Annotated in this window: 23 protein-coding genes; 19 read left to right on the top strand and 4 right to left on the bottom strand. The window is 37.1% G+C overall.

The features are described 5' to 3' along the window. Positions 1 to 69: 69 nt before the first annotated feature. From ACZ427_RS09215 to ACZ427_RS09125, 19 genes are all read left to right on the top strand, one after another. Positions 70 to 207 (top strand): hypothetical protein, encoded by a 138-nt coding sequence (locus tag ACZ427_RS09215; protein ID WP_461177675.1) that lies wholly within the window; start codon positions 70 to 72, stop codon positions 205 to 207. Between the two features lie 279 nt (positions 208 to 486). Then, positions 487 to 930 carry a DUF6841 family protein gene (locus tag ACZ427_RS09210; RefSeq protein WP_461177676.1) on the top strand — a complete coding sequence of 148 codons (444 nt, stop codon included), beginning with the start codon at positions 487 to 489 and terminating at the stop codon, positions 928 to 930. Between the two features lie 207 nt (positions 931 to 1,137). Further along, a complete protein-coding gene (locus tag ACZ427_RS09205; RefSeq protein WP_461177677.1) occupies positions 1,138 to 1,329 on the top strand; it encodes a DivIVA domain-containing protein in 192 nt (63 codons plus the stop codon). A 99-nt stretch (positions 1,330 to 1,428) separates the two neighbouring features. Then, positions 1,429 to 1,653, top strand: coding sequence for a hypothetical protein (locus tag ACZ427_RS09200; RefSeq protein WP_461177678.1), 225 nt, complete (start codon positions 1,429 to 1,431; stop codon positions 1,651 to 1,653). Continuing rightward, entirely contained in the window at positions 1,607 to 2,035 is a 429-nt protein-coding gene (locus ACZ427_RS09195) for a hypothetical protein (RefSeq protein WP_461177679.1), read from the top strand. Before ACZ427_RS09200 ends, ACZ427_RS09195 begins: the two co-directional genes overlap by 47 nt. A 509-nt stretch (positions 2,036 to 2,544) precedes the next feature. Then, positions 2,545 to 3,180, top strand: coding sequence for a DUF4352 domain-containing protein (locus ACZ427_RS09190; protein ID WP_461177680.1), 636 nt, complete (start codon positions 2,545 to 2,547; stop codon positions 3,178 to 3,180). Between the two features lie 1,065 nt (positions 3,181 to 4,245). Next, on the top strand, positions 4,246 to 5,544 hold the full coding sequence (locus tag ACZ427_RS09185; RefSeq protein WP_461177681.1) for a RecT family recombinase: 1,299 nt from the start codon (positions 4,246 to 4,248) through the stop codon (positions 5,542 to 5,544). A gap of 5 nt (positions 5,545 to 5,549) precedes the next feature. Next, complete coding sequence (locus ACZ427_RS09180; protein WP_461177682.1) at positions 5,550 to 6,308, top strand: hypothetical protein; 759 nt, start codon at positions 5,550 to 5,552, stop codon at positions 6,306 to 6,308. A 57-nt stretch (positions 6,309 to 6,365) separates the two neighbouring features. After that, positions 6,366 to 6,806, top strand: coding sequence for a single-stranded DNA-binding protein (locus ACZ427_RS09175; RefSeq protein WP_461177683.1), 441 nt, complete (start codon positions 6,366 to 6,368; stop codon positions 6,804 to 6,806). 83 nt (positions 6,807 to 6,889) lie between these two features. Beyond that, positions 6,890 to 7,594 (top strand): RecB family exonuclease, encoded by a 705-nt coding sequence (locus tag ACZ427_RS09170; protein ID WP_461177684.1) that lies wholly within the window; start codon positions 6,890 to 6,892, stop codon positions 7,592 to 7,594. Positions 7,595 to 7,767: 173 nt separating this feature from the next. Beyond that, entirely contained in the window at positions 7,768 to 8,757 is a 990-nt protein-coding gene (locus ACZ427_RS09165) for a thermonuclease family protein (protein ID WP_461177685.1), read from the top strand. 1,035 nt (positions 8,758 to 9,792) lie between these two features. Further along, entirely contained in the window at positions 9,793 to 10,038 is a 246-nt protein-coding gene (locus ACZ427_RS09160; protein ID WP_461177686.1) for a hypothetical protein, read from the top strand. Continuing rightward, positions 10,035 to 10,406 (top strand): hypothetical protein, encoded by a 372-nt coding sequence (locus tag ACZ427_RS09155; RefSeq protein WP_461177687.1) that lies wholly within the window; start codon positions 10,035 to 10,037, stop codon positions 10,404 to 10,406. Before ACZ427_RS09160 ends, ACZ427_RS09155 begins: the two co-directional genes overlap by 4 nt. 106 nt (positions 10,407 to 10,512) lie before the next feature. Then, on the top strand, positions 10,513 to 11,163 hold the full coding sequence (radC, locus tag ACZ427_RS09150) for a RadC family protein (protein WP_461177688.1): 651 nt from the start codon (positions 10,513 to 10,515) through the stop codon (positions 11,161 to 11,163). 125 nt (positions 11,164 to 11,288) lie between these two features. Beyond that, positions 11,289 to 11,642 carry a hypothetical protein gene (locus ACZ427_RS09145; RefSeq protein WP_461177689.1) on the top strand — a complete coding sequence of 118 codons (354 nt, stop codon included), beginning with the start codon at positions 11,289 to 11,291 and terminating at the stop codon, positions 11,640 to 11,642. Between the two features lie 31 nt (positions 11,643 to 11,673). Beyond that, a complete protein-coding gene (locus ACZ427_RS09140) occupies positions 11,674 to 12,069 on the top strand; it encodes a hypothetical protein (protein WP_461177690.1) in 396 nt (131 codons plus the stop codon). Positions 12,070 to 12,142: 73 nt separating this feature from the next. Beyond that, complete coding sequence (locus ACZ427_RS09135) at positions 12,143 to 13,267, top strand: AAA family ATPase (RefSeq protein WP_464883564.1); 1,125 nt, start codon at positions 12,143 to 12,145, stop codon at positions 13,265 to 13,267. 79 nt (positions 13,268 to 13,346) lie between these two features. Further along, on the top strand, positions 13,347 to 14,792 hold the full coding sequence (locus ACZ427_RS09130; protein ID WP_461177692.1) for a vWA domain-containing protein: 1,446 nt from the start codon (positions 13,347 to 13,349) through the stop codon (positions 14,790 to 14,792). 152 nt (positions 14,793 to 14,944) lie between these two features. Beyond that, positions 14,945 to 15,034: a putative holin-like toxin gene (locus tag ACZ427_RS09125; protein WP_464883563.1), complete on the top strand. Its 90-nt coding sequence runs from the start codon at positions 14,945 to 14,947 to the stop codon at positions 15,032 to 15,034. A 183-nt stretch (positions 15,035 to 15,217) separates the two neighbouring features. On the opposite strand, the gene ACZ427_RS09120 is transcribed toward ACZ427_RS09125, so the two are convergent. The 4 genes from ACZ427_RS09120 to ACZ427_RS09105 form a co-directional block, all read right to left on the bottom strand. Beyond that, positions 15,218 to 15,499 (bottom strand): hypothetical protein, encoded by a 282-nt coding sequence (locus tag ACZ427_RS09120; RefSeq protein WP_461177693.1) that lies wholly within the window; start codon positions 15,497 to 15,499, stop codon positions 15,218 to 15,220. Positions 15,500 to 15,988: 489 nt separating this feature from the next. Continuing rightward, positions 15,989 to 16,345 carry a YhjD family protein gene (locus tag ACZ427_RS09115; protein ID WP_461177694.1) on the bottom strand — a complete coding sequence of 119 codons (357 nt, stop codon included), beginning with the start codon at positions 16,343 to 16,345 and terminating at the stop codon, positions 15,989 to 15,991. A 536-nt stretch (positions 16,346 to 16,881) separates the two neighbouring features. Next, positions 16,882 to 18,570 (bottom strand): recombinase family protein, encoded by a 1,689-nt coding sequence (locus ACZ427_RS09110; protein WP_461177695.1) that lies wholly within the window; start codon positions 18,568 to 18,570, stop codon positions 16,882 to 16,884. 118 nt (positions 18,571 to 18,688) lie between these two features. Beyond that, a complete protein-coding gene (locus ACZ427_RS09105) occupies positions 18,689 to 19,102 on the bottom strand; it encodes a hypothetical protein (protein WP_461177696.1) in 414 nt (137 codons plus the stop codon). Positions 19,103 to 19,343: the final 241 nt, after the last annotated feature.

The raw sequence follows: 19,343 nt of genomic DNA, 5'->3' as shown, positions 1-19,343 counted from the left end.
TTTTCTTCACGTGAATGACACCGATCGGGTAGGAATGTGGGAACATCACTCTTTGGGAGGGATGCCACAGTGTCAACTTTGAGATATTGGGATTACTACAATATGACAGAAACCTTTACGGATTTACACAAGAGGGCTAGTAACAACGGTTCATTTAACCATTTATACGAAATGATTACATCACGAGAGAATATTTTACTAGCTTAAAGGTATGCTGACGTATATGCCGCATGGCTGAAAAAACTGGATAAGGTGAGAATGTTCCTACGAAAGGGAACTGACAAATTTCCGAATGTAAGGGTCTAAAGTTAAAACATAGGGAAGCTTATGTGTCATCCAATGATGATGTGAGTGGTGTAGAGTAAAAATGCGCCCTCAATACAGTTGCACCTTTTTACCCTTTTGGATATGATTGTATATGGTTTTTAATAGAGTGGACAATTGTTCCATTTTTATGGAACAAATATTTTTAAAGGGTGTGATTGCATGAATGATTCAGCAATGAAGGAAAAGATTGAAGCGTTTTTCAAGACATATGAAAATCAATTTAATAATGCTTTAGAAGGTAAATCTGATTTAGAAATGATTGCAGGATTCTACGCTGAAGAATTTATTGCAGCAAATCCATATGGTGTAAAAGCTGGAGAGAACAATAATGAACTTAAAGAGGCTATGGATAAGGGATATGAATACTACCGTTCGATAGGAACTAAAAAAATGGAATGTAAGGAAGTTCAAATCACTTCACTTGATGACAAACATGCTGTTGCCCATACTAAATGGAATTCAGTATATCTAAAAGAGGAAGAAGAGGTATCCATTCCATTTAAAAACAATTATCTTATCCAATTTAGGGATGACAAGCCTATTATCTTTGGATGGATAACTGGTGACGAATCACAATTATTAAAAGATAAAGGTATTATCTAAGGCACAGAAGGTAAATGAAGACTATACTACAATCGGGCGCGATTGCTCAAGAAAAACACTCAATTCTCGTGCTTATTGGCGAATAAGCATAATGAATGGTTGAAATAATTTCGAGATGAAGATGAAAAAGTGGATGAAGATAGTAACTCAATGATTGTGGTTGTAAATTAAAAATGTAAAATTATTTTATAAAACACGGAGGCTATTATGGATAAAAAACAAGCTAATTTTTCTGCAATGGATGTTCATGAAATGAGGTTCAGACGATCATTTCGAGGTTATAACGAAGATGATATTGATAATTTTATAGACAAGGTTATAGAAGATTATGGAACGCTTAATGGAGAAATTGATCGCTTAAAAAATGAAGTGGATAAACTAAAGAGAGGCTACAGATAAAGAAGAAATAAGCGATTTTAAGCGAACGGGCACGATTGTGGAATCAACGTCTCTTTTCTTCTTCAACAATCTGGTGCAAATGTTAAAAGGAGAGAGATTATGGCGAGAAAGTACTTTTTCGCATTGTGGATATCTGTTGTTCTTTTGCTCACGGCATGTGGAAATGAGAATTCAAACACTGAAGAAGCAGATATTGAAACGGAGGAAGTAGATGAAAGCAGCGATAAAAGTGATGCATCTGAAAATAAAGAGATAATCAGAGAAGAAGAAAACACAAATGAAACAGTTGAAATTGACACAGGTAAGGCTACAACCGCTGGGTGAATATATTGAACTTGGTGATGAGGAAATTGTAGTCAAAGGTGTAGAGTATGAATATGGAGAATTCCCAGATGCAGGTATTGAATCCAGTGAAGGTTCAGATTTAGTAGAGGTATATATTGATTATGGTCAAAATACTGAATCACCTGTTTCATTCGATGACAGACATCGGTTAATGCAAGGGGACGCTGAGATTGAACACTTTGCAACATTCGTTGGGGATGATGCAACAACTCAGGATATAAATCCAGAGGAACGTGTGTCGGTGATTCTTTATAAGCTTGGAAATAGGGACTTAAGCAGCTTGCGATTGGAATTTAATACATTAAGTAATGGTACCATTACATTCGAGTTAACTGATGAAGATGGAAAATCACTTCAATAAAATTAGGTCCTTAACCAATCGTCTAAAACAAAACAGTAACACGAACTTATTTATCTCGTATGTAACGAGCTGTAACACCCATAACAAAAAGATTATGCGGTAAAACCAAGAAAGATAAGCGGGGTGGATAAACTTCCCGTAAATGTCCGATTCTGTTCAGACTTTCAATCAATGGGCGATGATTATAATGTTGGCGTGTGTATACAAAGAGATGTTTATGATTCACTGCTTTAACTGGTGCAAGAGTTTAACATGGCGGTCATCAATTTGATCTTCTTTTTTTGTAAATGTGGCTTTGCACCAAAGTATGCTAATCTATAATGAAGAGTGATCATTTTAAATAAAGTTCGGTAATCTTATAAGCGTTGATATAATTACGTTTGCGAAACGGATTGTAATAATTCAGCATCGTGTCCTATTGTTGATTATAAATCAAAATGATATTACTAAAAATTGGATAAAATAGCCAATATTCGCAACTTAAAATTAGAGAGGAATAAAGAGGGAAGATGAAAAAAATTTTAATTATTTTGCTGTCTGGCATTGTACTGACAGCGTGCAGTAACGATGATAATGTATCACAACAACAGTCGACAGAAAGCAACTCAGAGGAAGAAATAAATCAACTTGAACAAACTTCAATGGAAAATAAGGAAGATAATGCTACTCAAAAAGAGCCAGATAAAGAATCTAAGGATGATGATAAAGAATACTATTATGTAGGAGATACTGCTCATTTCGAAGAATCCGTTATGATTAATCAGCCATATACACTAACAGTGAATGATTTTGCAATAACAAGGGAATTTGAAGGAGAACCGATGGAGGAATATCTTATCGGTTTTGAAGAGGATTCAGCTTTCTATCTTGCCATAGTAAACGTTACTGTGACTAATAATGGTAGTGAAACTTTCAAATTTGAAGAGAACTCAAATATCTCTCTGCTCGAATATGAAAGAGAAGGATTTAATTATATGCTAGAGGGCGCGATTGCAGAAGAACTTGCTACAGACATCAAACCAAGTGAGTCATTGACATTAGATTTACCGTTTATTGTGAATACGGATGATTCTCAAGGTACTTATTATATGTACATTGATCCTCCAGGTTCAGTGTTTCAAAAAGTTTATGAGTTAGTAGAATAGAACTCAAAAAATAATTTTAAAGTTATTTTCAAACGCTAGCTATCCTATGCCACAATTGGATGCAGTAAAAAGAATAATAGTTAAATTAACTATGTGTAAAAAGAAATCTTAAAAGAAATTCATTTTGAGCTAAATGGTGCTGCTCGACTAGTTCTGCTATAAGCGCTTTGAGGCGTGAAATCCAGAGGATTATTTGTGTTTAATCCTAACCTTATAACTGAGGATGGGAATGAGGGAACCACGTTTCCCGAAATCATCCCGTCAACAAATCTTGCATGCGTCAAGGCTGACAAGCTTTGGGGTATGAAGCGCAGGTAATTCGGCAGAGTGAAGGCTGGAGCCACTCTATAAGAGAAGGTATGCCAACGGATTCTGGCGAAGTCCAACCAGGAGTCGATCCTGGTTTACAAAGATGTTGATACACCTGATAAGGAGCCTCTATTAAGGAAGTAGAGATAGTAACAACAGAACAAGAAACTGATCTATTTGAAGAAGAATCTTCATACAATGCTCAAAAAAATACAGGGAATTAAATGAAAATCAAAGGTATTTGTTAGAGGAAAAGAAAAAAATACAAGAACAGTTACAGCGAGTGTATGAACAACATCTATTTTACAGTCTAGTTATGTACGTAGGGTACTTCTGTTAGCTTTGACTTATTTCTAATATTCTGTTATTATACAAGTGTAATAAATGAGAGTACTTGTCATGTTGACTATGAAAGTCGTCATATCCTCGATTTAGAAGAGGGAGATTCGACATAAAATGTTTCTTGTTCAAATTATCTAGCAATTTTTTTATTCAGGAAAAACTGAACAACATTTGATAAAATGTCCAAAACAACACTTTATGTGTGCCAAAGAATCAAGAAATAAAAAGTAGTGTATTGCCTTAGCGATACGCTTTTTTATTGCTTATTAAAGCCAGTTAATCCCATACCTATGGGGTGAACTGGCTTTTTTTAATATATAAAAATCTATTTAAAGGGAGTGATGATATGACCTGACAACAGATATTTAAACTGTTGCTTATCACAAAAACTATTAATAAGGAGTGGATAAAATCATGGAAAAAGCAATTCAATTCTCCAACAATGAAAAATCACTGATCTGGAATCGGTTTATCGAACCAGCCAAGGGTACTCAAGAGGAAGCGGCGCATTTCCTGGAGGTCTGTGAGAACTTCGGACTGAATCCACTATTGGGAGATATTGTCTTCCAGCGTTATGAAACGAAACGTGGAGCGAAAACCCAATTTATCACAACACGGGATGGCCTTCTTCGTGTAGCCACTCGTCAACCGAGTTATGTCGGTCCCCCTAACGCTAATGTCGTGAAAGAAGGTGATCATTTTGAGTTCCTTCCAGCAGAAGGGGATGTCAAACATAAATTCGGTACCAAACGGGGTGAAATCCTTGGCGCATATGCCATCATGAAGCATAAAAAGCATAATCCTGTTGCGGTCTTTGTGGACTTTCAAGAGTATTTTCAAGCCAACAGTGGCAGGCAAAACTCCCGGTATGGCAATGCCAATGTGTGGGATACCTTACCAAGTGCCATGATTATTAAAATTGCTGAAACTTTTGTATTGCGCCGGCAGTTCCCATTAGGTGGGCTATACACCCAAGAAGAAATCGGACTGGATGATGATCTGCCAACGGAGAATGTGAATGAAACAGCATTACCAACCAAGCGGCGTTCAGTGCAATCCAAACAGGCTATGCAAGAAGCTGAAAGAGAAGTTTTTCAGCCAGAAAACAACGTAATCAATCAGGAAATGGTAGTCAAATCGTATGAAATCAAAACAAGCTCCTCAAAGAAAAACTATGGACTGCTGACGATGCAAAGCATACAATCTGAACAAATAATCAACGTATTAGTTCGAGATGACAAGTTAATCAAAGCTTTGCAACAGGTAGATGCCGGGGAGATTTTAAACTTGGAACTTTATGAAGAAAATAGTTTTTATTTCCTAAAAGATTATGCCGAAAAGCCTTCTGGAGAAAATGGGCAAGAAGATAAAAAGGAAGTTGAACAAACAAAGCAACAATCCCAACAAGAGGAGGAGCAGACAGAAGAATCTGACGATAAAACACAAATGGAACAGATGGAGCAAAGTCCAACAGGTGATGATTATCAAGTCATGATCCAAAATATAAAATTTGGTGAAAAGGCTGCGGAGAAGTTTGCAAAAATTACCGGTGTTATCGATGAAAAGACACAATTAATTCTTGCTCGTGGCGATAAAGCAGTTCAAAAAGCAGAGAGGCTAAAACAAGGTGATCACGTTAACCTCACATTGAAAAAAGAGAATGGCTTTCTTTTTCTCGTTGATGTCGTTGAAACCATACAACAAGTGGGGTGATCACGTTGTTACCATGTATCCTGGATGTTGCACAAAAGTATGAAGTACACTTCCAAGCAAAATCTTATGGCAAAAAAGAGACATTATGTAAATGTCCTTTTTGCAGGGAGGATGCCAGCAAACCAAAGAAACACTATCTCTCGTTAAATACGGAAGACAATGTCTACAAGTGCTGGTATTGTCGGCAGTCCGGTGGCGTGCTGGACTTTGAAGTGAAGTTGAGCGGAAAGACCTATGCCGAGGTAAAACAACAATACTTTGGTAAACAGAAAACAAGGCTTCACCCTGCTTATCAATTGGATCCCTATCAGTTAGAGCGAATTGGCTGGAAAAAATATAAAAGAATGTCCTTTAAGGGATTTCAGCAAAAACGGGAGCAAATCATAAAAGACTGGAAGCAATATGTCCATGACGAATTGGTGACACACTATGCGATGTTCCTTTGTATAGCTCATCTAGAGAATCAAGTACAGCGGCAACAGGAATTACTGACATGGTTCATACAGAAATGTTGGGATTCACCGATTCCCAATATGTATGGGCGGGTTCAAAATGAGTTCCTGAAGCGTTGTATGGATGGAAAAGGTTGGGCAAAAGAGGGGACAGCCTTAGGTCGCAGTGCCTGGCGTGTTTGTTTGAAAAGCCTGGACATTGATCTAGATACGTTGTTTCTAAATATCCTATTTTTACAGCATGTAGCCAAAATAGAAAATAAAAAAAGACACCTTCCTAAAGAGGAAGATGTAATAGGAAAGGTAAATTAACTTGGTTACATACCAAGCTTAATATAAAAAATCAAATGACAAGGAGCGTGTAGTAAAATGAATAACGTACAAATGATTGGTCGCATGACAAAAGATGTGGAGATGAAATATACGCAGAATGGGAATGCAGTGGCAACATTCACACTGGCGGTAAATCGTCCGTTTAAGAACAGCCAAGGGAATCACGAGGCGGATTTCATTCGCTGTCAAGTGTGGAGGAAACCTGCTGAAAACACAGCTACCTATTGCGGCAAAGGTTCTCAAGTTGGTGTCACGGGTCGGATTCAGACGCGATCGTTTGAGGGCAGTGATGGTAAAAACGTATTTATGACGGAAGTGGTTGCCGATAACGTTGAATTTCTGGGTACCCGCAATCAAGGAGGTCAGGGAAATCAGCAAAACGGTTTTAAGCCAACTAACCAAAATAAGCAACAGCAAAATCCATATCAGGGGCAAGGCATCCCGGTTGATGTAAACGATAGCGATCTGCCATTTTAAAAGACTGAACAAGATAAAAGGGAGGTTGGATAGCATCCATCTTCCTTTTTTCCTTTTAAAAAGAAATAGGAAGAGGTGAGACCATGATTTTTTCATTCTCCCGACTGAACTTGTATGAACAGTGTCCGTACCGATTTTATAACAAGTATGTCCTTGGTAAAGAAGAACCGATGACAAAGCCACTTGCACTGGGAAAGGCGGTTCATCAGGCTATTGACGATAAAATCAATGGATTAACGCATGAAGAGGCGGTTTTGAATGGATATGCAGAAGCAGGATTCCATGAGGAGCTAACGCAGCAGGAAATATCCGAGTTAGTGGAACGAGCGCCTATTCAGCCTAAAATGGGAGAAAACGAAGTATATTTCAAACTGCCGTTATCGGATAAGGCTGATGCACCGGAAATACAAGGCTATATCGATTTGTATTCACCTGACGGGGCAATTACGGATTGGAAGACCAATCGGATTCCGTATGATGTACAAGCTAATAGGCAGGTCGCTTTGTACGCTTGGTCGATAGGCCAAATAAAAGGGTTGGATACCGTAGAAGGAATTTTATACTTTCTTCGTTTTCGCAAAGAAAGTAATCATGTTTTTAATGTAGAAGATATGGAAGAAGCGAGAAGTTGGGCATTAAATACAGCGAATGAGATTAATGAGAAGATGGCCTTGCAAGAACTACTGCCGGATGAGTCAGAAAGATTATTTCCTGTTCAGCCATCCCGTCTTTGTGGTCACTGTCCATTTGCTTGGGAGTGTCTTAAAAATAACAGTCTCATGTCTTAACATCGCACGGAGCGTAATCTGTGCGATGTTTATTATAAGTAAGCCAGTTTGATAGGTGATTTTTATCCTGAATGGATGTACTAAATCAGGGTATCTAGTGTAGACTTAATTTAAAGAATTTATAATTCTATTAAATCCATACAGACTACAATAGTAAAGGGGCTCGCAGCATATTGGAAATCATACTATTAATTAGCTTTATTGCGGTGTTTTCAGCATTTATCTTGGTGAAGCAACGGCTGGTATTTAAGATGATTCCGCTGATCATGATTATTGGCTTTTCGTTGATAGGCTGTTCAGCAGAAAATACTGGATTGGAAGAACCGGGAGAAGAAACACAGGCTGTTCAAACGGAAGAAATGAACACGGAGCTGGACACCGATGCCAAAGAAAAAAATGAAGGTCAATCGGAGACAGTCAAAGACAACGGAGATAGTGAAAGGTCAAATGGACAACCAAACAATAATCAGAATAAAGGAAAGGAACAGCCTGGTCAAGAAACCCCAAACCATGCAGAAAAAGCAATAGTCAACCGGGTAGTGGACGGGGACACGATAGAAATCAACTATAATGGCTCTGTTGAGGATGTTCGACTGCTTCTTGTCGATACACCGGAGACTGTCCATCCGTCAAAACCGGTACAGCCGTTTGGACTGGAAGCTTCGAATTTTGCCAAAGAAACATTAGAAAAAGGAGAAACGGTTTATATTGAATTCGATGGGCCAAAGCGTGATCATTACGAAAGATTGCTTGGTTATATTTGGGATGATGGCAAGAATTTTAACAAACAGCTGTTAAGAAAAGGTCTGGCCCGATACGCATATGTTTATGACCCACCGTATACGCATCAAGAGGCGTTCCAAAAGGCTGAGAACTATGCCAGAAACAATCAGCTGGGGATATGGAGTATCGAGGGTTATGTAACATCGGATGGTTACTCCTTTCAATCGGAGGATTCAGGTGATACCGAAACAACATCATCTTCGCAGTCAGAAAGTTTATCATCAGGATTTGATCCCAACGGCCCCGATAGGGATTGCAGTGATTTTGATACGCAGGCTGCAGCACAGGAATTTTATGAAAAAGCGGGAGGGACCGAACAAGATCCGCACCGTTTGGATGGAGCTGACAACGATGGAAAAGTATGTGAATCGCTGCCGTAATCAAGTAATAAACATAAAAAGCAACCATTATATACAAATTTTAAACAATTAATGATTGGAAAATACTAGTTCGGACATTTTCAATGTCACTTAACCGTTTTTTCGTAATAATTTTCCTTGCAATTCCGTTGGTAAATCTTATGCTTCTTTTTAAACCTCTAAAGCAGAACATCTGCTTTAGAGGTTTTTGTAATACCGAAAGCATCTTACGGAAGATCGAAAAAATATAGGGATGACAAGGAAATCTAAAATCAAATATCCTTCTTATCCTGAGAGATTTTTATACTTCCTAGTGAAAGCTTGCCCTTTAGTTGATAATCATCATCCAGATTCAGTAAAAGACTTTTTGGTTCAGTGAACATCTTTTATGTAAAGTAAAGAACTTTATTGTTATGGAAAGACATTTTTCTCATTTGGGTAACGCCGAATTATGTGGTGAAATGTCAACATTATCAAAAATGTTTTTTGTTATGTTATAAACCTTATCTCAAAATATTAATTTCTCAATTATTCTACCTGATTAGTTATGCCATTATTTAATTATATTGGTCGATCGAGCCGTACATTTTTACTTAGAATAATAAAGTAAATGAAAGTATTTGTCCCTCCAAATACGTTCGACACTCTCAAGCAAACTTACTAGACTAACTTGAAATAAGCCCTAAGAGCCAGTAACAAGGGGGTTTTTCATCTAGTCATTTGACATTTTTAAATAACTCCATTAGACTGAAAATATATTATAGTTGTGTTTAAGTTACCTAAGTAAAAGTCGTTACACCTTCGATGGGGAGGAGACTCGACACAAATTGTTTTTGTTCAGATTGTCCAGTGTAAGACTCCATTCCATTGGGAAAGGCTGAATTGGCGTTTAAAAGGCGCAGAAAAACACACATTATTTTTGTGTTCATAACAAGTTTGTCTAAAAAGTGGTATTGCTGTTGCAATGCTTTTTTAATGCTAATAAAAGAGTCGATTGATTCCTTCGGGGATGAATCGGCTTTTTTTATTATATAAAATACTTTAAGGAGGGAGTGCATGAATAATCATGCATGGTTCAAAAAGCAGCAAAAGGTGTTCATCGCTTATGCCGATGAAAGCAACAGGAATCAATTTTTGGTACGGAAGGGGAAACAGTATTTCCATCTATCCAGCCAAAAAGAGATCCAGAAATTAAGCCTCAAACAGGCATATCAAATCTTTCTGATGATTTCTGCCAAAGAAGTGGAGTTCCGAGGGATTGGTTCTTTTCAAAACATGGATAAAGGAGTTGGTGTTAAATGAGTACCGCAATTAAACTTCAAGAACAGGAACTAGGATCACAAAAAGATGCTGTTCAGCTTGCGAACGAAATTAATCGGTTAGAAGCTGCGCTCAAGCAGATGAAAGACGAATTGAAATCCTATGTGAAGGAACATGGGAGTGTGGACACAGGTGAAGAAGTCTGGGACTTCTATGAATCTGTTTCCTGGAAATTCGCGAGCAAGCATTTGAAGGAACTTGCTGGTGAAATGGCCATGGAAGGCATTGATCCCTGGGAGATGATGAACATTTCCAAATCCAACATCAATAAGTTGGGCTGGGATGAACAACGCCTTTCCAAATTAGGCACAAAAAAAGTGACGCAAAGGTTTACGTCACGTAAAAATTAACTTAAAGATAGTATAACTAAAAATAAGCCTTCCATCAAGGTATACAATCAGATGGCATGCAAGACGGGTGCCATCTGGTTCCTGTCTTGTATGGAAAGGAGATAATATGCGTGTAATAGAAAAAGCAAGAGAAGCAGTCGCAACGTATGAGTCTGTTGGAGAATTAGGTTTGGTCAGTACGTATGACGTACTCGCTGTCGTTCTTGGTCCTTTTGCCAAACGAGATAGCTTGCATAAGTTAAGCAGCTATACTATACGTACCTTATCAGAAATGTCGGTACAGGAATTGGAACAGGAAGGATTGACGTACAACCAGGCTGTAACACTCCATGCTGCCTTGCTATTAGGAAAAAGATACAGTCAGTATAAAGAATCGCCAAAAACGGTCATCAGATGTCCGGAAGATGTGGCAGATTATTTAATGGAAGAGATGCACCCACTAAATCAGGAGCATTTTGTTGTGCTCGTGTTGAACACCAAAAATGAGGTGACGTATAAAAAAACACTTTTCATTGGCAGTCTAAATGCGTCGATTGTCCATTCGAGAGAGGTCTTTCGAGAGGCAGTGAAAAAATCGGCTGCCTCCGTGATTGTGGCACATAACCATCCCAGTGGATCGCCGGGCCCGTCTGACGAAGATATCCGCGTGACAAAGCATTTGGCGGATTCCGGTAAGATGATTGGCATTGAGGTATTAGACCATGTGGTGATTGGAAATAGGCGATTTGTAAGCTTAAAAGAAAAAGGATACTTTTAAAGAACGATTCAGAAAGAAAATAGTCTTATAAAATAATAAAAATGGAAACCATATTTTAAATGGTAAGACAGGGATAGGAATATATCTCTGTCTTATTTATTATTTAGAGGAGGAGAAATACTACAATGGAAAATATTCAAAAAGTACTGGAAGATAATGTCAATTTAGAATTAATAAGACTTTATGCAATTGGAACAAAGAATAAAGATCGATTTTATAAAGGTGGGTCACTAATGGAAAATAATGATTCCTACATTTTATCTTTCGGCCAATTGGCTTCTTTAAATACATGGAGTCAGGGAAATAAAAAGGTTTCTATCCATAAAGAAACAGGTATCGTTTCAGTTTATAACTATGATATTGATGGAGAAAGTTGGTCGAATGGATCTTATTCTCTTGAACCAAGTTTAACCATTGAAATGGATGCCCTTCTTGTTAAAATGGAGCCCTTAAGGAGTGAGATATCATGGTTAAGTTAGATAATCTCGCAGCTGCCAAAAGCGATTCTTCTTGTCGGAGTGCGGAAACAGAGAAGGACTGAAAAAAGGACAGGTGAAGGAATTGGTTGATGAAGCCAATTCCTTCATCAAAACTATCGTCATTATAAATGGTGCAGGAACAGTCGGAACAGATGGAACACACCATTCTCACCATTCGTTCAGAGATCAATCAAATTCTTACGGAAGTATAAAGGAGAGAAAATTCATGCAGTATTTTCATTTAACACGAATGGGACATGATTTCTTTTGTCATCATACACCACTGATTTCCAAGTCTCTAAAGGAAATAACGGTGGAAATCAAACGCGCCAATGAATTAAAGGAGAAAGAATTAGAAATGAAGGAAATGGAGTTGCGGATGAAAGAGAAAGAACTTGCTTTCTTAAATACCATAGCTTCTAAATAAAAATTTTGTTTTCTTATGGAGAAATTATAAGAAACAGATCATTACTTTAAAATAATAGGAAGGAATGGATTATATGTCCGATAACCTGAAAAAGTTAAAAGAAATAAAAAATGCATTAAACGGGAAGTATCTGGAACGGGAAAAACAAATCGAAGGCATGCTCGTGGCATTATTAGCCAAAGAACATATGCTGATGGTTGGCCCGCCAGGAACAGCAAAAAATGCCTTGTCAAATGAATTATCCAACATGATTGATGGGTCACGTTATTTTCAATGGCTATTGACGAAATACACCACACCGGATGAAGTGTTTGGTGGAATCATGTTGAAGGATATGGAACAGGGTATCTACAAGCATAATACTGATTCTAAAATGCCGGAAGCCCACTTGGTATTTTTAGATGAAATATTCAAAGGAAGATCGGAGATTTTAAATTCCTTACTCAGAGCAATCAACGAACGGACATTTGAAAATGGGACAGAGGAAGTGGACATGCCACTAATGACACTTGTTGGGGCAAGTAACGAGTACCCCGAAGAAAATGAGGGTTTAGATGCCTTATTCGACCGTTTTTTATTACGGTTTGAAGTGGATGCTATCAAAGACCGTCAAAACTTGATTGCAATGATGAAAGGATCAGGTCAACGGCAGAACATGCCAACCATCACACTGGCGGAATTGGAAGGCCTACAATTTTTACGTGAGATGGTGGATATTCCTGATAATGTGTATGAAACCATCGCAGATATATGGGAAGATTTGCGTGATGAAGGCATCCACCCTTCTGATCGAAGGTTACAGAAATCCTATGCTGCGTTGCAGGCCAAAGCTTTGATTGAACAACGTCAGGTAGTGGAAATAAAAGATATTTTGTTTCTGAAACATGCACTGTGGGAGAACGTAGACCAACGCGAGCAAGTGACAGATATTATTCATCACCATGCACAAGATGCGGTAGCTCATACACTGGAAATGATAGAGGAAGAGGCAAAAGATATCATGGACGGGATGAGTAAGGACACTTCAACGGAATATGTGCTGGAAGCAACACAAAAGGTGAAATCCCTGGCGCAAGAAATAGCCAATTTAAAACCCAAGTATCCAGAAAGGGAAGAAGAATTGGAAACTGCGCATATGGACTTAAAAAACCATTTAGAAAAGCTAACCAATTCGGTGTTGGAGCCGATTGAGCAATAAAAATGAAGTTTAACAATGAGAGAAATGCTGAGGTGTAAGGCTTCGGCATTTCTCTTTCTGTATAAAAGGAGACGATATAATGAATGAAAGTGCATGGAAAAAACAGGAGTCGGTCATCAACCTCGACATGTTTGATAAGAGAAGGTTTAAAAAGCTTTATGACATGTCACAAGGGTTGCAGGATTTGAATCACGTTGATAGGCCATTTCCAACCTATGAACCGTTGTTAAATGATATCTGGGGTTCCTTATATAAAATGAAGCCGTCATTGAAAGAGAAGGAAGAAGTATCGAAAGCGTATCAAACGAATCACGCTTTCGTGCAACGAATTATGTATGATGAGAACTTTGAGCGTTACCGGGATACCACATGCTTGGATGATTTATCCTCTGCGATTGGTACCGTTCAGTTTGGAAAGAAAACACAGGAATGGCTGGAACAACAACGAGAGGAAAATGAGGAATTAGACCAGCACATGCATGAACTGAATGCCATGCAGCGTCAATTAGAAAAACAGCGTCGTGAACATGGGGCTGGACACGAAAATCAAAACCTCCAGGAGGACGTGCAACAAAAATCAAAGGAGATGCAGGACCATATTGGGCAAGCAATCAGCCAAGATAAGAAAGGCTTTGAACAAGCAATGGAACAAGCCATGCAGGAAACACAGGACACGAAAGAAAATGTAATGTCCCTTGTTGGTGGTACAAAAGCCGGCAGCGGTGATGCTGAATTAAAAAGGATTCCCCTTCGTGATCAACTGGCATTAGCTGAAAAATTAACAGACGATGTTCAGATTAAAAAGGTTGCAGAATGGGCTGGACGGTTCAAGCAAATTGCCCGAAAGAAGCAAAAATCCAAACACAATAAGGCAACAAACCGAAGTGGTGTCACACTTGGGAATGACCCAGCTAGATTATTGCCATCGGAATTAGCCTTATATAAGAATGAAGTAACCAGAATGGAGTTTTTGCGCCGATTTGCCAAACGAAGAACACGCCAACATGATACGAAAAGTAAAGATACACTTGGACGGGGTCCTATTATTTTATGCTTAGACCAATCAGGAAGCATGCAACGTTTGGATACGCAATCTAAAGGCTTTGCACTGGCGCTGATGAGTATCGCCAGAAAGCAAAAACGTGATTTTGCTTTCATCCCATTTTCCGGCAGTGCTTATAAATATGTCTATAAAAAAGGAAACATACAAGGAAATGATATGGTAAATCTGTGTCAGAACTTCATTGGTGGCGGTACAAATTTTGAGCATGCATTACGGAAAGGAACAGAAGTTATCAAGAGAAGTAGCTTTAAAAATGCTGATATGATCTTTGTCACAGACGGGGAAGCACGTGTGTCAGAAGATTTTCTTCACGCCTTTCGGGAACAAAAAATGGAGAAGGCGTTCGAAGTATTATCGCTATTAATCGGATCCAACGAAGAGGCGGTTTTACATTTCTCCGATAAAGTAGTACAAATAAAAGATTTTACGGATGAGGGTAGTTTTACTGCATTTGAATTATAAGACAAAGACTGGACTCTGCAATGCAGGGTCTAATTTTTTTGGTGATATTGATGATAACTACCAATACAACAAGGTTTTTTGTTATAATGGAGAAACAATAGAATTGATTAACTCATGGGTGGGTTGGCATCATCTCCGAATGAAGGGAGGTGATGCCGATGACAGTATTTCAAACACTAATTCTGATGATTAGTTTTTCCAGTTTAATCGTAGCCGTACTGTCATTTCATCAAAAAAAATAATCCACCCCTGAGTTGACGGCTCTGATGGATTATTTCTGCTGATTGCCAATCCCCCTTGCAGGGAATCAAGCTATTGTACTAGATCGTTAGCGTGACAGCGCTAGCGATCTTTTAGTTATTATATTATCTTCTTGTTATAGTATACCTCATTTTTGAAAAAGTTAAAACATATTTCTTTCGACGTTACTTATCAGAGTCTTTATCCAACCATTTGTCAAATTCCTTGATGGCTTGAATTTCTTCTTCGGTGAGATATTGCTTCGCATCTTCAACAATTTCCTGTTCTGTCATTCCATTATATTTATTCTCTTTTTGATGTTCATCTTTATTATTGAAGTTATCTTCTCTTTCTTGTTTCAGATATTGATCTTCAAATTTCAGCCATTCTTCCCATTCAGCCTGTATTCTTTCCTTTTTCCCTTGTTCCAATTGCGCTCGTGATTTAAATGGTATGATGTCAGCCATATAAAGCATCCTTTTCCTTAGGTATTTTATTTTCTTCCAAGGTTGATATAATATTTAGTTTCATAGTATTCCATAAATAATATTTAAACAGTATTTTGGAAGAACTTCATAAATCTATTTACAAAAAAAGAGAGCCTATAGATTTCGATGAGCTAAGTAGACTTACATATGAATACTTGAAGTATGAGAAAAAATATAGGTTACTAGCGTTAAACATATAGAAACAAAGGTAAGACAGGAAAATTCGTTGTAATTAGTCCTCAATTTGAGGGCTTTTTTGTTTGTATAAAATAACTCCAAAAAATTAGAAGCAATAAGCAAAGAGGGCATAATTAACTTAAATTTTTACTATTCACAAAAATTATAGTAAAATAGAATCACTACATAAGAAGGGGTTAACGTGAATGAAAGAAGCTTTAAAAGAACTTGACTTTTACTTAGATTGCCTGTCAGAGAAGATATTAAGAATAGAAAATGAAATAGAAAGTTTTAAATCTGATCAGGCCACATACGCTCTTTTGTCTCAAAGTCAGAGGCCTCATCCCCGTACAAATACTCCTGCATAATCTTCTTTGTCATTTCTCTCAATTCGTCAGGAGTAAATTCGATTATTTCGTTATTTACTTTATACTTAGATTTATCAATACGTTTGATGTTTATATGATGTACGGTGTACATTTGTTTCTTAATATTGTTTAAATCATGCTGTAACTGATTGATTACTGCATCTAATTTGTCCAGATACACGTTGCCTATCTTATAGGATTTGAATTTTTCCTGGTCTTGACGAAACACCTTAATGGCCATTGGGATTGCTATGTATTTTTTGATTATTGTTTTATTCATAAATCATCACACCTTAAAGAACGTTCATTCTTATTATATGCAATGTGTATTATTTTATCAACATGGATTTTGTATGAATTATCCACCTTCCTTTCTTATTATTGTCTAACATCTTTTCTAACTAACCATCTAACATAAACTGAAATAAGCTATCATGTGAATTGATGGAAAACAATAGAACGATAGTTTGATAGACCTTAAATTTGACTAAAACACCTTCGTTTGGTTTCCGGTACCAGTTTACATTTATGCATTGTGAGCCTTTCTTATAATGAAATGGTTTATGTGAGGTTTTAAAACCTCACATAAACCTCACAAAAATCAATAAAACCAAGAAACCGAGCAAAAGTAAGTTCTTAATTAACAAGCTCTAAATAATACAAAATGCTAAATTACGGCACCCACGAAATGCTAAATAAAACAGTCAAGTACGAGCGGCATGATGTAATCTTATATAAATGATTCTTGGTTAGTAGAAGTTGATAATTTAATAAAGGCATTGGATATAAATCTCTTTTAATGCCTACTTTTGCCTCTTAAAAAACCACGGCGAACCGTATGTCTTTTAAGGGTAAAATATTAAGCGAATCCATCATTTCGCTCAACATTTTACCATCCTCATTATCCAGCATCCAAGGTTCTATTGGTGCAATGAAACCCATACGAGCTGTCTTCAACATTTCCAACGTCTGATTCTCTAATCCCTCTATTGTAAAGTCAAAGTGTAGATTGATATTTTCAATATGTCTTCCTACTCCTCGCGGTGCCTCTTTGCTTATTTGTATATCCTTAATAATCAAACGAAGGAGTTCTTTTTGTCTTTCAGGCTTTGCTTCCCTCATTACCTTTTCAAAGTCACTTAAAAGGTGATGTAATGCATGAGTATCAATGGGTGCTGTATCACACTCATCTAAATTAGAGTTTAAGGATTCAAGTTTATTTTGAAGGTTGGATTTCTCTTCTGTTAAACCTGTTAGCTTAGGTTTAAAAATGGTTGCTAATAATGGATCATCCATCAACTGATCTGTGATGTTATTGATATGAACTTCCGTTTTATTTAGTTTTGACTTTAATATTTTGATCTCATCATTAATTGGAGTCTTTGCATTGCTGCGTTTTTGATTAACATTGTCAATTATTCGTTTTAATACATATGGTTCAGAAACGATTCGATTTAATTCATCAAACACATGCTGTTCGGATCGATCTGCACGAATAGAATGGGCGCTGCATGCGCGACTCCCCTTGTTATGAAATAGTCCACATACATAATAACGATACTTTGTACCTTTTGAACCTTTTGATGATGCGGAAACCATACCATATCCACATTCAGGACATCTAATAAGACCGTTTAATATGTATGGTTTATTGGATTGTGCAGGTTTAACAGAACGTTTTTTACGAATCTGCTGTACCCTATTCCATTGTTCTTGATCAAGAATAGCTTCATGCTTTCCATCAACCAGAATATAATTTTTATTCTTCCCTTTCCGATGTTTTTCTGACCAATTCTCGTACATATTAAACCGAATTTCCCCTATATAAAGTGGGTTGTCCAATATTGATTTAATTGTATTGATTGAGAAGTCGTATCCTCTTTTTGTTTTATATCCCATAGCATTAATTCGAGTGACAATTGCTTTATAACCTAAATCTTGTTCAGCATAGTCGAAGATTAAGCGGATTACATGAGCCTCCTCTTCATTCACAACCAATTCTTTGTTGACACTTTCGTATCCAAAAACTCGTCCACCATTAAAATACCCTTGTTTGGCACGTTGGATCATTCCCATCTTAGCCCGATCGATAATTGAATTACGTTCAAATTCCGAGAAGTTACTCATGATTTGGAAGATCATTTTACCGATAGGTGTTGCAATATCAAAGTTTTCTTTAAGACTAATCAAGCTAATATTTGCTTGTTCGCAACGTTCAGCAATTTCTAATGCATCTTTGGATTTGCGTGATATACGATCAATTTTATATACAATCACAGTGTTGAATTTATTGTTTTTCATGTCCTTTAACAGTCTTTTCATCTCTGGACGACCAGATATGTTCTTTGCGCTTACACCTTCATCCACGTATCTTGTGACAATCTCCATGTTGTTTTTTTTTGCATATGCTTCGACTTCTTCTATTTGTGCTTGAATACTGTAACCTTCTGTTGCTTGTTCTTCGGTACTAACACGAGCATAGAGTGCAGCTTTTGTTTTACTCATTTTCCAACCCCTTTTCTTTTTCATTGTTTTGCTTTAGATTATCTAGCAATTTTTTTGTATATTAAACAGATATTTCGTGAAGTTCGTTATCCATTTCAGCTTTGTCCAAATTCGAATATCAAGGGAAGCTATTTAAGGACTCTTTCCCGTGCTTAATGAATTCTTTTGCCAATCCTGCTTGTTGAGTACTCTCTATGTGCTGATTATTAACCGATACATCCAACGTATTAATTTGATTGATTATCTGTGAAAGTAGTAGGAGAATTTGTTGCTCTGTATACTTTTCTCGACTTTTAAAAATGAAGGTTATTTGCTCACCTTGATTTGTAGCAATTTTACTAACAGTTGTCTTAATAACATGTTCCTTTTCAAAAAGAGGATTAAGTGAAAGGTCTTTTTTAACACTTTTATCATTATCTTTAGTAGGCATTTGAGCTTCATTTGTATTATACAGTGGTGGTGTTAATGTAACTGTTTCCTCGGCATAAAGAAAGTGAGGTGCGTAAGTATGGCTAATGAAAGTAGAATCCATTTTTCGGGATTTGAAAATGAAGATAGCCCTTTACAATGGCTCAAAGCAAAGGAAGAGAAAGGTAATCAATTCATTCAAAGGATAACAGATATAATTGATGATTATTACGATAAACAGAGTAAATAATGTACTTTCTCTGTAATACGTGCACAACTAGCTACTTAAGGAGCGTGGGACAAGTGATTGATACTGTGAAAATTGCAGTACCTATAAAGTTAGCCAAACAGGAGATAAAGGATAT

It is taken from the genome of Virgibacillus ainsalahensis (genome assembly GCF_055380755.1).
Note: the sequence above shows the minus strand (reverse complement) of the source record. Positions and strands in the feature narration are given on the sequence as shown.